Origin of the sequence: Streptomyces sp. NPDC057002 (assembly GCF_042673825.1) — a bacterium.
In the GTDB taxonomy this organism is placed as follows: domain Bacteria; phylum Actinomycetota; class Actinomycetes; order Streptomycetales; family Streptomycetaceae; genus Streptomyces.
Window position 1 is genome coordinate 158,813 of the sequence record NZ_JBHURZ010000010.1, and the last position, 14,480, is coordinate 173,292.

A 14,480-nucleotide genomic window follows, 5' to 3' on the forward strand; every position below is an offset into this window, starting at 1 on the left:
CGGCACTAGAAATGAGACGCGGCTGTGGTGCTGGCTGTGCCAGGCTGGCGGATCGCCCAGGACCAGTTCGACACAGGAGCACTAGATGACGGCACCGTCCCGCCTGTCTGCGTTACTGGAGCAGTTCGACTTCGCACGCGAGCGCCTCGCCCACCGCATGACCGGGCCCGTCATGGACAGCGGCGACGGGACGGACACCCAAGTCGACCCCATGACCGACGAGGAATACCTCTGGGAGCCGGTGCCCGACTGCTGGTCGGTCCGGCGGCGCGTGAACGGGCCAGGGCCGCGCGCGACTCTCCTTGCCGGCACCGGCGACTGGGGACGCGACGCCGCCGCATACCCGCACCCCTGGCCCCCTCCCTTCACCACCCTCGCATGGCGCCTGAGCCACCTCAGCGAGATGCTCACCCTGCGCGCCGACCACACCGCCGGCACCCACGCGCTGACCCGCGACGACTTTCCTGTCCTCGGGGACGCCGCAGGGGCGGTCGCCGCCTTTGACGCCGGTGCCGCGGCCTGGCGCAACGCGCTGCTGAGCGCAGACGACGCAGCACTCGACACCGTGGGGTACTGCACCTACCCGCACGGCAGCGACCCGGACGAGCCGTTCATCGACATCGTGTGGTGGGTCAACCAGGAACTGCTCCACCACGGAGCCGAGATCGCCCTGCTGCGCGACCTCTACCGCGCCCGACGTCACTGACCCCCGCCACCAGCCAACTCTTGTCAGTGGGAGCCGCCCGGCTCATGCGATGACCTTGGTTGGCGAACTGTTCTTCGCCTCCCAGCGTGGCAAGACCACGGAGATCATCGGACTGAACGAGCCCAGCGCCCGCATCCACGGGACCCCCAGTGTCCAGGTGATGGCCAAGCACCTCGATGGCTGCCGTTGTCTCCCGGCTGCCCGCAGCCTGATCGCGGTCCCGGAACCGGTCGGTGGGCGGCGCTTCCGTCCGGCTCAGCGGTGCTCGGGGTTGTCCGCCCCGGGCGGCAGCCCGCGTCAGCGGCGTCGTGATGCCCAGCAACCGCCGCATACCGGGCCACCGGCGCCATCCGAAGGGCCGGTCGATGGCGAGCCCCGCGGCAAGGAAGACCTGGGCAGGGACAACGCCCTCTTGGACACCACCCGGGGCAGCACAGCCGCCCCCAGCGCCCCAGGCCCAGACAGGACAGACGCAGACCACGTCCGAAGGCGTGACTGCGACCTCCTGCCCGACGCTCGATCACTCCCAGGCCTCGTGTGTACCCCGTCCACACCGGTGCCTCGCCCGAGTACGTCACCGAGCTCGCTGCCTGCCCGTTTGCAGCGGACGAGGTGGGGGTGGGTCAGCGCACCGAAGCGGGCGGCGCATGACCTGGCCACCGCCGCGCCGTCACCTGCTCACCCCAGCGGCGATACGGCTGTTCCGCATTCCGGCCACCATGGCCGCCGTGTAGGTCGCCGCGACGCGGCAGGACGGACGTACCCACGCCGGGCTTCGCGGCTGCCCTGAGCCTCGGTCACAGCGCGACCCATGTGCGTGAAACGCGGCTTGCCGACCCTGCGCGCCGTGGGTGCTCGCAGGGCACCGGCGATGACCGAGGGTGGGCTCAGCCGCCGGACGTCTGCCCCCGGCGCGGCGTCTGGGGCGACTTCGCAGCCTCGGCCTCCGCCTTGGCGTCGCTCACCGCGGCGGCGGCCTGCTTCCCGGCCTCGTCAGCAGCCGCGGCGGCGTCGAGTGAAGGCGTCCAACGCTCATCGAGCTCCGGAGTCCGGCCTTCGTCCGACGTGTGGTCAGCGCCGGCGCCGGCTGCTTCCTCAGGTTGCGCGGTTGTGTGAGGACCCCCCGCCGGCTGATCACCGAACGCGCGGGTGACGGTCCGGACTGCCTCGGTCAGCTCCCCCGGGATCACCCAGAAAGTGTTGTTGTCACTGCTCGCCAAGTGCGGCAGCGTCTCGAGGTACTTGTAGGCCAGGATCTTCGGGTCGGCATTGTTGCGATGGACGGCCTGGAAGACGAGCTCCACCGCCTTGGCCTCACCGTCCGCCCGAAGGATCATGGCTTGTTGTGTGCCCTGCGCCTCCAGGATGTCCTTCTGCTTCGTGCCTTCCGCGGTGAGGATCTTGGCTTGCCGCTCCCCTTCGGCGTGCAGGATGGCCGCGCGCTTGTCACGCTCGGCCCGCATCTGCTTCTCCATCGCTTCCTTGATGGTGTGCGGTGGATCGATGGCCTTGATCTCGACGCGGTTGACCCGGATGCCCCACTTGCCGGTGGCGTCGTCGAGGACGGCGCGCAGCCGTGAGTTGATCTCCTCGCGCGAGGTGAGCGTCTCCTCCAGGTCCATGCTGCCGATGACGTTCCGGAGCGTGGTCACCGTGAGCTGATCGATCGCGTGCAGGTAGTCGGCGACCTCGTAGGCCGCTGCCCGTGGGTCGGTGATCTGGTAGTAGAGCACGGTGTCGATGTTCACCACGAGGTTGTCCTCGGTGATCACCGGCCTGGGATCGGACGAATAGACCTGCTCGCGCACGTCGAGTTTGGTGTTGATGCGGTCCGCCACCGGGACGACCAGGTTCAGCCCGGGTTGCAGCGTCCGGCGGTATCGGCCGAACCGCTCGATGTTGTACCGGCGCGCCTGCGGGACGATCCGCACGGTGGAGGCCACGAGGAAGACGACGACAAGGGCCGCCACAAGAATGGGGATGACAACTGGATCCACAGTGCCTCCATTGCTGTGTGTTCAGCCGTTCAAGGAAGGAGTTCGCGGGGGTAGACGATGGCCGTGGCGCCTTCGATCTCCATGACGTCCACCCACGCTCCCACCGGGATCACGTGGCTCTCGTCGAGGGCGCGGGCGGACCATTCCTCACCGGAGAGTTTGATCAGGCCGCGGGTCGCGGTGACCTCCTGCTTGACCTCGGCCCGCTTGCCGATCAGCGCGTCACTGCCCTCGAGGGTGAGGGGCTGCTGTGCCATATGCCGCCGCGCGACAGGACGGACGATGACGAGGCCCGCTGCCGCCGCTGCGCCCAAGGCCAGGAGCTGGCCGAGAAGGCCGATGCCCACACCGGCGACTACGGCGGCAACCAACGCGGCGCCCGCCAGCAACCCGAAGACCAGTGTCAGGGTGAAGAACTCCGCGGCACCCAGTGCCGCGGCGGCGAGCAGCCATACGAACCACGGCATCGCATCGCCCTCCTTATGGGGCCTTCTCCACCAAGCTACCGCCCGGAAGGCCGGGCAGACAGGGCACCGGAGGTGCGGGCAGCCGGCGGCCACCGTGATCATGAGCCATCGGCACCGGCGTAGCCTCCGGCCCTGGCGGCGGGCACGGACGGATGAGGGGGAGCCGTACAGGACCACAGGCCGCAGCCTGGTCGTCGAAGTCGAGACGGGCACAACACGACCCGCGACAGTGGCAGTCACGCGGATCCGCTGAGAAGAGAGTTGGTGCCGTAGTGCCATGAGCACGGCATGACGGCGTTCCTCAGAACCCGAACGCGCAGGCCGACGAGGTCATGGCCGAGGAGTCCGGTGGCCTGCTGCGTCGGCCGCCTGTGACAGAACGAAGACGCCTCGGAAGATCGCCTGTAACTCGGTGCGAGATACAAATACTTCAGACCACACGCACCGCGCACCTTCTGGGGGAACACCGTGAAGTACACCCGCATCGCCGCTCTCGCTGCCATCGGCGTCGCAGCGTCCCTCTCCCTCACCGCCTGTGGCGGCAATGACTCCGGGAAGGACTCCTCCTCCAAGCGCTCCTCTTCCTCGTCTTCTTCGTCTTCTTCGTCCTCGGAAGACGGCTCGAAGGCGGAGAGCGGCTCGGACTCCGACAGCTCGAAGTCGAAGGCCGGCGGCGCGAAGTCGGGTTCCGGACAGGACACCAAGGCCGGTGCCGGCGCCGCGAACGGCGCGACGGAGACCGGCGGCAAGGTCACGTTCTGCAAGACGCAGGACCTGGCCATCGACGCCAGGGACGCCGCGACCGACGAGGCCTCCGGCAGGATCGACATCACCATGATCAACCGGGGTTCGACCACCTGCTCGGCGACGGGCTTCGCGGGCGTCGACATCAAGGACACCGACAACACCTCGAACCCCATCGAGCGCGGCAACGCCCAGCCGCGTATCACCACCCTGAAGCCCGGAGACGCCGCTGTCTTCAACCTCGCCTACGACATCGACAACACCGGCGACAGCCTCACGCACCCGACCGACATCCTGGTGACGCCCCCCAACGAGACCCACACCGTGAGCCTGAAGTGGCCCGCGGGCGCGGGAGAGATCAAGGGCGCCTACACCGATGTTCAGGTCTACCCCACGCACACGACCAAGTAGGGGTCGTGGCCGGCCCGGTGACCACCTCGGCGATCTCCACGGGCTGCGCGTAGCGCTTGAGCATCTGCCGTCCGGCGAGCGCGTCGCTGGCGTCCTGTGCGGCTGACCCTGATGCTCGCCCTCGGCGTCTTCGCCGCGGGCACGTCATCGTCGCCCTCAGTAGATGCCGATGCCGGCAGGGCTGTACTCGGAGACGATGTCGCCGGCCACCGCGATGGCCTCACCCCCGGCCTTCCACCAGGGCCGCGGTCTCCTCCAGCGAGGAGGCGTCCAGCTCGGTCAGTCCCAGGCGCGATCCCTCCGCGGCCAGCCGCAGCGCAGCCTGGCGGGCCACGCCGCCGCCTGCTCCCGTGACGGCCGTGACCGCGTTGGCGAGGCGTGCCATTTCGTTCCGCCTCTCCGTGAAGGGGGTGGGCTGCGGGTGCGCTTCTCTGTCCTGTGCGGCGTCGGTCTCCGCCGGACAGGTCCTAGCGGGCTGCCGCCGAGCGGCGCCGCTGGGTGAGGGCGATGGCGGTGGTGGGGATCAGGGTAAGGGCGGCGATTGCCGTGCCGACCACGGCCGGGCCGGTGGATCCCAGGCCGGAGTCGAGGGTGCGGCCGGCGATCCAGGAGCCGATGGCGGTGCCGAGGTTGAACGCCGAGACGGTCAGTGCCGAGGCCAGGACGGGTGCCTGGCGTGCGAAACGCACGGCCAGGGCCATCAGCACCGGGTTGGCGCCGAGCCCGAAGAAGCCCAGCAGGGCGACCAGAATGATGGTGGGCACGGCGTAGCCGGCCAGCAGGGAGATCGCCAGGAGCAGGAGCGTGGCTCCTGCGGCGGCCACGAGGGTCACGGTGTGCGGGCGGCGGTCGCCCAGACGGCCTCCCACGAGCGAGCCGGCCAGGGCACCGAGGCCGAAGCCGACCAGGACCAGCGGCACGGTCCCGGACGCGAGCCCCGACCGGTCGGTCAGCAGCGGCGAGATGTAGGAGTACGCCGCCAGGACACCGCCGGTCGTGGTGGCGCAGGCCGCCAGCACCAGCCACAGACGGCCGGAGCGCAGCGCGGTCAGCTCGGACCGGAGCGACACCGCCTGCTGGTCGTCACCGTCGTGGGGGACGGTGCGGGCGATCAGTGCGACGGCCGCGGCGGCGAAGGCCGCCAGTGCCCAGAACGGTCCGCGCCAGCCCATGAGCTGCCCGGCGAACGCGCCCAGCGGCACACCGACGACGTTGGCGAGCATGGCTCCGGCGCCGACGAGCCCGAGGGCGCGGGAACCGGCGGCAGGGCCTGCGGCGCGTGCGGCGGCCACGTTGGCCACCGCCCAGAAGGCGCCGGTGGCGATCGCGGTCAGGAACCGTGCCGCCAGGAGCAGTGTGAAGTTCGAGCTGAGGGCGACGATGACGTGCCCGGCGGCGAAGACGCCGAGGGCGAGCATCAGGGTCAGCCGCTTGGGCAGCCGCAGTGTGAGCATCGCCATCAGCGGCGCGCCGACGATCATGCCGACGGCGAAGACGGTGATCATCAGTCCGGTCTGGGCGACGCTGACCCGCAGGTCGCCCGCGATCTCGGGCAGCAGGCCGGCCACGACGAACTCGGTGGTGCCCATCAGGAAGGTGCCGAGCGCGAGCACGTAGACGACGAGCGGCAGCCGGGCGGACGGAGGCTGGGGGTTGTCAGCCCGTACGGTCTCGGCGGGGGCGTGGAGGGTTGCTCCTCGCGTACTCAAGGTTCATCTCCGTGGGGGTTGTGATCGGGGTGCGTCACCCAGGGAACAAGCCGCCCCGCCCTTGAGGAAGGTCGCGTTTATGGGGGGTACAAGCTCAACCTCCCTCCTTGCGAGCCGGTGGCTACCGTGGAGTTCATGGACCCGCGCCCCGACGACCGCCCTGACCACCGCACCGAGATCCGCGACTTCCTCGCCAGCCGCCGCGCGAAGATCTCCCCGGAGCAGGCCGGGCTGCCCACCAGCGGCCGGCGCCGAGTGCCCGGGCTGCGGCGCGAGGAGGTCGCCGTGCTGGCCGGGGTGAGCACCGAGTGGTATACCCGCCTGGAAAAAGGCCACATCAGTGGCGTCTCCGAGGACGTGCTCGCCGCGGTCGCCCAGGCCCTGCAGCTGGACGAGGACGAACGCACCTACCTGTTCGACCTGGCCCGCGCCGCCCGGCCCGCCCGGCGCACACCGTCCCGCCGCAGGGAGGTCGAGGTCCCGCCCCGCATCCAGTGGCTGCTGGACACCATCGCGATGTCCGGTGCCTTCGTACGGAACGGCCGCCTGGACGTCATCGCCACCAACCCGCTGGCCCGGGCCCTGCACGCCCCCATGTTCGACAGCCCCACCACCGACAAGCGCGGCCGCGCCAACTTCGCCCGCTACCACTTCCTCGACCCGGGTTCCCAGGACTTCTTCGTCGACTGGGACTCCGGCGCCGCCGCCACCGTCGCGCTGCTGCGTGCCGAGGCCGGGCGTGAACCGCATGACCGGGCCCTGCGCGAACTCATCGGCGAGCTGTCCACGGTCAGCCCCGACTTCCGCACCATGTGGGCCGCGCACGACGTCCGTATCCGCCACGACGGCGTCAAGCGCCTGCAGCACCCCGAGGTCGGCCCTCTGGAGCTGACCTACCAGTCCCTGCACCTGCCCGTGTCTCCCCGGGCCGTGCACGATCTGAGCCTCTACACCGCCGAACCGGGCAGCACCTCCGAAGAACGCCTCAGGATTCTCGCCAGCCTGGCAGCCACTCCCGTCCAGGCGACGGGGTCCACCGACCAGCTGCGCTGAGCAGGCAGCGTCTCAGGTCCATGTGCCGACTGTGATTCGGGCTGGAGGCGGGTCCCAGCCCCGGGCTGCGTCGCCAGCGTTGGCGATCGGCCGCGGTCAGCTGCGTGACGCTTCTGGCCGGCGCGGCCTGTCAGTTGCACCCGAGGAGAGCGATGCCCGGTAGCGGCTACACGTACCTCTGCGAGTTCGACGACTTGCAGGAGGGCGTCGCCCGACGGTTCGAGGTGGACGGGTGCACGGTCGAGTGCTGGCTGCACGCCTCCCGCTTCGGCCTGCGCACCGGCCACCCCCTCGACCCTCCGGCGACCCGCCCCGTCCCTGTGTACCCGGTGCGCATCGAGGACGGCTGCGTGTACGCACGTGTTGAACCGCGGAGTGAAAGGTGACGCAGGCGCCGGACGACGCCGCTGCCGAGCGGGCCGATGCCGCCCGCAACCGCGCCCGGCTCCTGGAGGTAGCCGCCCTGCTGGTGGCCGACCGGGGAGCGGAGCACGTGACGATGTACGAGGTCGCGCGGGCGGCGGGTGTGGGAAAGGGCACGCTCTTTCGCCGGTTCGGCGACCGCAAGGGCCTTCTGCTGGCTCTCCAGGGTGATGATCGCCCACACCCTGCTCGCTTTCACGACCTTCGAGACCGTGCACCACCTGCGCGACGAGTGCCAGGTCACCATCGCACGGCTACAGGCCACGTGGGAGCACCTGCCCCACAGCACCCGCCCCAGAACGGCGACACCCACGGCCGTCATGTGCACGGCTCCCGGGACGTCTCGGCCTGACAACGCGCGCAGCGCCGACTGGTCTCCGTGGGCCCAGGCCCGGGTCGCCGCGGCGATGGCGAACTCGTAGTGGGGCGGGGCCGCTGTGGCGAGTTCGTCGGTCGGCCGAACCAGGTCGCCCACATTCCACTGCTTACCGGTCAACTCCATGATGCTGATGGTGGAGCGCAACAGACCACGGGCGGGAATCGGTCTCGTGGTGCAACCCGCCTCGGAAGAAAGCACTAAAGACCAACGACCGCTCCTGAGCGAGCATCGGCTCGGCACAGCCGCGGGGCACTTCCGGTCAGGCGAGGTTCTTGGTGAAGAACGCGTCGAGCCTGTCGAAGGGGATGAGGTCCTTGCGGTCGTACAGGTCGACGTGGTCCGCGCCCGGGACGATCACGAGGTCGACGGTGTCGGGGGCCTTGGCCTGGACGTCCTCGGAGTAGTAGCGGGAGTGCGCGGCGGCGCCGGCCACCAGGAGGGCCTTGCGGGGCGCCAGCATGTCGATGTTCGTCATCAGCGGGAAGGCGAAGAACGACATCGGTGTGGTCCCGGTCCACGCGGTGGTGGAGTTGATCGAGCGCGGGTGGTAGCCGCGCTCGGTGCGGTAGTAGTCGAAGAAGCTCTTCGTGATCGGGTCGGCGTCCGCCGGGAGGGTCTTGGGCAGGACGTGGTTCGAGGGGGCGACGTCGCCGTTCTTGTCGAAGGGGACCTCGTGGGAGAGCCGCGCGTAGGTGCCCTTCTCGGCGTCGATCCAGCGCTGCCGGCTGAGGTGGTCCACGACCTTCTGGCGCTGCTCATGCGTGTAGTAGTCCTCGTGGCCGCGGGACATGCTGCGCGACATGTCGTACATCGAGGCCGTGGCGACCGCCTTGATACGGCTGTCCGCAGCCGCCGCGGTGAGCGCCATACCGCTCAAGCCGCAGATGGCCTGCGCGCCGATCCGTTCGCGGTCGACGACCTTCCGCAGGCCGAGGAAGTCGACGGCGGCGCTGTAGTCCTCGGTGTAGATGTCGGGCGAGGCCACGTCGCGCACCGTGCCGCCGCTCTCCCCGGTGAAGGAGGGGTCGAAGGCGAGGGCGACGTAGCCGCGCCGGGCGAACTCGTTGGCGTAGAGCCCCGAGGACTGTTCCTTGACCGCGCCGAACGGACCGCTGACCGCCAGGGCGGGCAGCTTGCCCCTGGCGTTCTTCGGCACGTAGAGGTCCGCGGCGACCTCGATGCCGTATCGGTTCTTGAACCGCACAGAGGTCCGCTTGACGTTCTTGTCCAGCGCGAAGGTGTAGCCGCCCTTGGCCGTGGCCTTGCCCTGTCCTGTGGCGCCCGCGGGGCGGCCGGTTTCCGCACCGAAGGAGGGCAGAGCTGTGAAGGAGACGGCGGTGGCGGCGCCGGTGCCGGCGATCAGTCCGAGCGCTGTGCGACGTTCCATCGAGTGGACCTCATATTCGATCGGTGGAAGAAACGGCGCGACGGTCCGTGGTGTCGTGACCGAGGCGCGATTCCAGAGAACCGCTTCTGCGCCAGGCGAGGCAGGTCGGGTTTATGGGGGGTACAAGCTCAACCCCCCACCTCCCGGGAAGGGGACATGGGTGAGCGGGCCGAGCGCGGTCAGCGAGCCCAGGACCAGGACGAGGGGCAGACGGCGGGGGTGGCGGCCTTGCGCCGGAGGGCGGGGCGCGTCTTCCGCGGTGGTGCTGGCCTGAGGGGTTGGGGACTTGAGGGTGTGGCGGAGGTCCTGGAGGCGGAAGTTGTCCGCCATGCCGACCTTCGACCTCGCCTTGCGCCACGCAAGGGCAGGGCCTGGCGTCCATGGGCAAGCCCGTCCGGCTGCGGGCCGCCAACCTGGTACGGCGGCGTGATGCACATGCTTGCCGCCCTCGACCTGCTCAAGACCCTGCACTCCCGCTGGCCTGAGGAGAAGCTGTACGTCGTCCCGGACAACTTCTCTCCCCCCACACACAAGCACGCCGAGGTCCGCACCTGGGCCGCTGGCAACGACGTCGAGCTGGTCTTCCTGCCGACCCACGGATCCTGGCTTCGCCCTCAACGGCACCGGCCATCGCACCCACGAGGAGCGAAACGCCGCCGCCTACATCTGCTGGCGCAACGCCCGCGCCGAGCCCAAGACCAACTTCGCCCCCGACTCGCCAGTCCGCCAGTGGACCGGATACCCGTCCAAGGCTGCATCACAAGCCACGAGGAGTGGTCCGGTCAGTTCTCGGTCAACGCCCTGCGGGGAAGGCTGCGCGCCGGCCGAAGCCGACCATGAGGAGCGCGATGAGTGTGAGAGCGATCATCCCTGCTGGAAGAACCGGTGCGCCCACACCATCGACGACCACAGCCCCCGCGGCACCACCCGCGAAGATCGCCATGTTGAAGGATGTCGTCAGCATCGCGTTCGCCGCGTCGGCGTTCTCGCCCGCGGCCTCCCCCATGGCCGTCTGCAACTGCGTCGCCGAGCCGCCGAACGCGAGGCCCCACAGGATGATCGCGAGCAGCGCGAGCACAGTGGACTGGTGCGCGGCGGCAAGAGACGCCCCGGCGACGATGAACAGGGTCACACTCGCCAGCGTGAGCCTGCGAAGTGCGCGGTCGATGAACACGCCGGTGATCCAGATACCTCCGAGCGCAGCGACGCCGAAGACGAGAAGTGTGATGTCGGGCCGGAGCGCGAGACGCATCTGCTGCAGGTAGGAAGCGATGTAGGTGTAGAGCAGGTTGTGCGCGAGCATCCAGACGAATACGACGGCGAGGATGGTCGCCACGCCGGGAATGCCCAGCACTCGGCCGAGCGGAGCGCGTGTCTGCGCCGACTGCCCCGGGGCGTCGGGCACGAGGAACTTCGCGAAGACCATGACGATGACGCTGAGCAGTGACATCGCGGCGAAGGACCAGCGCCACCCGACCGTCGAGCCCAGCCAGGCGCCAAGGGGGGTTCCGGCGGACAGCGCGACGGGGGTTCCGGTCATGGCGATGGCGAGGGCACGCCCGGCGTGCTCAGGCGCGGCGATACGCCGGGCGTATCCGGCGAGCATGCCCCAGAGCAGACCGGAGAAGGCTCCCCCGACGAACCGGGCGACTAGAGCGACGGTGAACGACGGCGAGAGCGCGGTGACGGCGTTGGCGACAAGGAACCCGAGCAGGCCCGCGAGGAGGAGCGGCTTCCGCCGTGCCCCGCGCGTCAGCGCGATCGCGGGTATCGCCGAGAGGACCGTTCCGATCGCGTAGGCGCTCACGAGCTGGCCGGCGCCGCCTTCGGAGACGTCGAGTCCGGCAGCGAGCTGCGGGAGCAGCCCCGCCGGCAGTGTCTCGGTCATGATCACGATGAATCCGGTGCACGCCATCACCACCAGTGCCGGAACGGGGAACGACTCGTGCACTCGCTCGCGGACCGGCGTGGGGCACGTTGTGGTCATCGGGTCGGACTCCTCCACTAGTTATGGATTGACTGATCCGATATTGATCGGCGTGCTTACGGGTGTCAAACTGGATCAGTCAGTCCGCAATAGAGGAGGTTCGCCGTGTCCCCCGTCGGCCGTCCCCGCATCTTCGACATGGAGGCCGTCCTGGAGGCCGCGATGCTGCTGTTCTGGGAACAGGGCTACGAAGCGACATCGCTGGCCCAGCTCCGCGAGGCCACAGGGCTGTCCTCCGCGAGCCTCTACGGCGCCTTCGGCTCGAAGGAGGGACTGTTCGAGAAGGCCGTTGAGCACTACATCGCCGGACCGGGCAGCGTCACCGATGTCGTGGCCGACGAGGCGGAAAGTCCCCGCGAGGCCATCGCCCGGCTCCTCCACGGGTCGATCACCATGCAGACCGACACATCCCACCCTCGCGGATGCCTCGTCGCCCTCTCGGGGACGGTCCGGGCACCGGGAGCGGGCGAGGCCGGAGCGCGAAAGGTCGTAGCGGCGCGCCGCGCAGCGGACCGAGCACGCATCAGGGCGTGCGTCGTGCGCGGCATCGCCTCAGGAGAACTCGCCGAAGGCACCGACGTGGACGGCGTCACGTCAATGATCCACGGCTTCTTGCTCGGTATTTCTACACAGGTCTGTGACGGCACATCAGCACGGCACCTGCACGCCGCGGCCGACGCCGTGCTCGCGAACTGGGACACACAGGGACGCTGACGCTCACGCGCACCACACGTCGACATCGGTCCACGCTCGGCCCCCGGAACCGCACGACTTCAGGCGACATGAATCGCGTGCACAACCGGCAGCGCACCTGGTCGCCCTGGCCTGCCGGCTGCCGGGCGCCCTTTGCAGGGAAGTGCCGGTAGAACGTCGCCTTCGTCACGGAAGCCTCGCTGACCAGACGCTCCACCCCCACGGCGTGGATGTTCCACGGCGCGTTTGCCGACTCCTCCAGCTGGAACAGCGTGGTACCCGGCCTGCGCGACCGCGGCGACGACTCATAGCGGCCCCGAACGAGCTCCGCGACGTCAACACCGACGCCGCCACGTCGCCTCCGTCGTGAAGACCGTGGACGGCCCTGCCGCGCTGGTCGGCCACTTCTACGGCGGTGCGGTGATCACACGGGCCGCGCAGGAACTGCCGATCGTGAAGGCGCTGGTCTACAGCGCGGCGTATCAGCCGGACGCCGGGGAGAACGCCTTCCAGCTCTCGGGTGCGACCAAGCTGGGCATGGACACCGCCACGGTCGTCATGCACCACGCCGAGCCGGAGCTGCGGGTCAAGCCGGAGACCTTCCGCGACGTCCTCGCCGCCGACCTGTCTGAGGAGAGGCCTGCAACACAAGGGCGGGCCGAACCTGCTGGTGCGCAGTGCTGGGCGAAGGTGCAGTCTGGAAGGTGGACGTTCAGGTCAGTGAGCCTGCCCAGTCAGGCCCTTACGAGGTCAGACAACGGTCTTCTCTAACCCAGGGAGTAGGTCATGCCATCCCTGCACTTCCACGTGAACTCCTCGATGAGCCCAGATGAGGTGATGGGGGTGCTGACGAACTTCAGCCCCTCCCGTGTCGAGGAGTGGCCTTCCATCGATGCCGAGCACTTCCAGGTCCACGAGCGGGGCGATACCTGGGCGGAGGTGACTGAGGGGAACGACAAGTCGTGGGAGCGTGCGCGCTACGAATGGGACCGCGCGACGAACAGGGTCACCGTCACCACGCGCGACTCGGTGCCCTTCGGCTCCGGGGGCTGGCAGTTTCAGATGTCTCCCACGGATAGCGGCACCCGCGTCGACGTCAGACTCGAACGGCACCCCACCTCGTTCAAGTCAAAGATGCTTTCGCCGATCATTCCCTTCGCCGGGCCCGTGTTCCGTAAGTCCTTCCGGGAACCCCTGCACACCACGTAGCCGCGCACGGGTCGTGCGGAGCCGAGCCGGGCCACCGGGCCGGCAGGTGCGACCGCTGTTCAGTCGGTTCCGAGCCCGGCGCGAAGGAACGATGTGGCCTGGTCGATGGCGGCTCGCGTGGCCCGGGTCTCGCTGAGCGCGTTGAGCAGCATGAAGTCGTGGATGGTGCCGTCGTAGCGCACGGTTGTCACGGGGACGCCCGCTGAGCGGAGCTTGGTGGCGTACGCCTCCCCCTCGTCGCGCAGCACATCGGCCTCGTCGACGCACACATAGGCGGGCGGCAGCCCGGTCAGCTGCTCGGTGCCGGCCTGGTTCGGTGATGCCGTGATCTCGGCGCGCTGTGCCGGGTCGGTGGTGTAGGCGTCCCAGAACCACTCCATCGCCTTGCGGGTGAGGTAGTAGTCGGTGGCGAACTGCTCGTATGACGCGGTGTCCATCGCCGCGTCGGTGACCGGGTAGTACATCGACTGCTGCAGGAAGGTGACGTCGCCGCGTTCCTTGGCCATCAGCGCCAGCGCGGCCGCCATGTTCCCGCCCACCGATTCGCCGGCCACCGCCATGCGGTCGGCGTCCAAGCCCTTGGACGCCCCGTACCGAGTGATCCACTGCGCGGTGGCGTAGCCCTGCTCGATCGCGGTCGGGTAGCGGGCTTCCGGCGAGTTCGGGTACTCCACGAACGCGAGCGCCGCGCCGGCACCGACGGCGAGTTCGCGCACGAGGCGGTCGTGGGTTTCGGCGTTGCCGAGGATCCAGCCTCCACCGTGCATGTACACAATGACCGGCAGCTTGCCTGTGGTTCCCCGCGGTTTGATGATGCGGACCCGGACGTCCCCGACCTGGCTGGGAACCGTGATCCACTCTTCGTCGACCGGGAGCTTGCTGACCGGCGCGGACTGCGCGTCTGCGAGGACCTTCCGGGCATCGGCCGGCGCCATCTCGTACAGGAACGGCGGTTTCGAGAACCCATCGGCGACCTTCTGTGCCGCAGGCTCAAGGACGACGGTGCTGGCAGCAGTCATGACAGCACTCCTCACGCGAAGGCTCGGACATGGACTTGGCCAAGAGCGCGCGGCGCCGATTCGTCACGCACCGGATTCTCCCGATCACCAGCTCCCGATCACCAGGCGATCGCGACCTGGTGGCTGCCCGCCGTTACAGCACGTCTCCACGCTCGTGACACCTTCTATTCAACACCCGCCACCAGGGCAGCTCCAGTCCGGGGCGATCGCCGTCCATCCGGCCGTGGGATTGGTTGCGAGGCCGGTCAGGGGCGCTGGAGACCACAAGGCGGGATCTCCAGCGGCTGGTGTGGCCG

General features: G+C 69.2%; 15 protein-coding genes and 1 pseudogene. 8 read left to right on the forward strand and 8 right to left on the reverse strand.

Annotated elements, in window-relative coordinates; all coding sequences use genetic code 11:
- Positions 1–85: 85 nt before the first annotated feature.
- The gene (locus tag ACFT32_RS38295) at positions 86–706 is read left to right on the forward strand and encodes a DinB family protein (protein WP_382498393.1); all 621 of its coding nucleotides are present in this window, start codon (positions 86–88) and stop codon (positions 704–706) included.
- An 887-nt stretch (positions 707–1,593) separates the two neighbouring features.
- Here ACFT32_RS38295 and ACFT32_RS38300 read toward each other — a convergent pair.
- Together ACFT32_RS38300 and ACFT32_RS38305 are read right to left on the reverse strand one after the other, a co-directional pair.
- Entirely contained in the window at positions 1,594–2,703 is a 1,110-nt protein-coding gene (locus ACFT32_RS38300) for an SPFH domain-containing protein (protein WP_382498395.1), read from the reverse strand.
- Between the two features lie 29 nt (positions 2,704–2,732).
- Positions 2,733–3,170 carry an NfeD family protein gene (locus ACFT32_RS38305; RefSeq protein WP_382498397.1) on the reverse strand — a complete coding sequence of 146 codons (438 nt, stop codon included), beginning with the start codon at positions 3,168–3,170 and terminating at the stop codon, positions 2,733–2,735.
- A 468-nt stretch (positions 3,171–3,638) separates the two neighbouring features.
- Between ACFT32_RS38305 and ACFT32_RS38310 the strand changes: the two genes are divergently transcribed.
- Positions 3,639–4,325: a DUF4232 domain-containing protein gene (locus ACFT32_RS38310; protein WP_382498399.1), complete on the forward strand. Its 687-nt coding sequence runs from the start codon at positions 3,639–3,641 to the stop codon at positions 4,323–4,325.
- A 220-nt stretch (positions 4,326–4,545) separates the two neighbouring features.
- Here ACFT32_RS38310 and ACFT32_RS38315 read toward each other — a convergent pair whose 3' ends face one another.
- Together ACFT32_RS38315 and ACFT32_RS38320 are read right to left on the reverse strand one after the other, a co-directional pair.
- Complete coding sequence (locus ACFT32_RS38315) at positions 4,546–4,710, reverse strand: hypothetical protein (protein WP_382498401.1); 165 nt, start codon at positions 4,708–4,710, stop codon at positions 4,546–4,548.
- Positions 4,711–4,792: 82 nt separating this feature from the next.
- Positions 4,793–6,034, reverse strand: coding sequence for an MFS transporter (locus ACFT32_RS38320; RefSeq protein WP_382498403.1), 1,242 nt, complete (start codon positions 6,032–6,034; stop codon positions 4,793–4,795).
- A gap of 135 nt (positions 6,035–6,169) precedes the next feature.
- Here ACFT32_RS38320 and ACFT32_RS38325 point away from each other — a divergent pair, with 135 nt between their 5' ends.
- The 3 genes and pseudogenes from ACFT32_RS38325 to ACFT32_RS38335 form a co-directional block, all read left to right on the forward strand.
- Positions 6,170–7,087: a helix-turn-helix transcriptional regulator gene (locus ACFT32_RS38325; protein ID WP_382498405.1), complete on the forward strand. Its 918-nt coding sequence runs from the start codon at positions 6,170–6,172 to the stop codon at positions 7,085–7,087.
- Between the two features lie 152 nt (positions 7,088–7,239).
- Entirely contained in the window at positions 7,240–7,473 is a 234-nt protein-coding gene (locus ACFT32_RS38330; RefSeq protein ID WP_382498407.1) for a Rieske 2Fe-2S domain-containing protein, read from the forward strand.
- Positions 7,470–7,733: pseudogene (locus ACFT32_RS38335) on the forward strand (helix-turn-helix domain-containing protein); the annotation flags it as partial. The gene ACFT32_RS38330 and the pseudogene ACFT32_RS38335, both read left to right, overlap by 4 nt.
- Positions 7,734–8,148: 415 nt before the next feature.
- On the opposite strand, the gene ACFT32_RS38340 reads toward ACFT32_RS38335, so the two are convergent.
- Positions 8,149–9,276 carry an alpha/beta hydrolase gene (locus ACFT32_RS38340; RefSeq protein WP_382498408.1) on the reverse strand — a complete coding sequence of 376 codons (1,128 nt, stop codon included), beginning with the start codon at positions 9,274–9,276 and terminating at the stop codon, positions 8,149–8,151.
- Between the two features lie 793 nt (positions 9,277–10,069).
- On the reverse strand, positions 10,070–11,263 hold the full coding sequence (locus ACFT32_RS38345) for an MFS transporter (RefSeq protein WP_382498410.1): 1,194 nt from the start codon (positions 11,261–11,263) through the stop codon (positions 10,070–10,072).
- A gap of 105 nt (positions 11,264–11,368) precedes the next feature.
- Between ACFT32_RS38345 and ACFT32_RS38350 the strand changes: the two genes are divergently transcribed.
- Positions 11,369–11,977, forward strand: a complete 609-nt coding sequence (locus ACFT32_RS38350; protein ID WP_382498412.1) for a TetR/AcrR family transcriptional regulator — start codon at positions 11,369–11,371, stop codon at positions 11,975–11,977.
- On the opposite strand, the gene ACFT32_RS38355 is transcribed toward ACFT32_RS38350, so the two are convergent.
- Positions 11,889–12,179 carry a hypothetical protein gene (locus tag ACFT32_RS38355; protein ID WP_382498414.1) on the reverse strand — a complete coding sequence of 97 codons (291 nt, stop codon included), beginning with the start codon at positions 12,177–12,179 and terminating at the stop codon, positions 11,889–11,891. The two genes, ACFT32_RS38350 and ACFT32_RS38355, sit on opposite strands and share 89 nt — an antisense overlap.
- A 143-nt stretch (positions 12,180–12,322) precedes the next feature.
- Here ACFT32_RS38355 and ACFT32_RS38360 point away from each other — a divergent pair, with 143 nt between their 5' ends.
- Together ACFT32_RS38360 and ACFT32_RS38365 are read left to right on the forward strand one after the other, a co-directional pair.
- Positions 12,323–12,727, forward strand: coding sequence for a hypothetical protein (locus ACFT32_RS38360; protein WP_382498416.1), 405 nt, complete (start codon positions 12,323–12,325; stop codon positions 12,725–12,727).
- A 15-nt stretch (positions 12,728–12,742) separates the two neighbouring features.
- Positions 12,743–13,165, forward strand: coding sequence for a hypothetical protein (locus tag ACFT32_RS38365; protein ID WP_382498419.1), 423 nt, complete (start codon positions 12,743–12,745; stop codon positions 13,163–13,165).
- Positions 13,166–13,224: 59 nt separating this feature from the next.
- On the opposite strand, the gene ACFT32_RS38370 is transcribed toward ACFT32_RS38365, so the two are convergent.
- Positions 13,225–14,184: an alpha/beta hydrolase gene (locus ACFT32_RS38370; RefSeq protein WP_382498421.1), complete on the reverse strand. Its 960-nt coding sequence runs from the start codon at positions 14,182–14,184 to the stop codon at positions 13,225–13,227.
- Positions 14,185–14,480 lie beyond the last annotated feature (296 nt).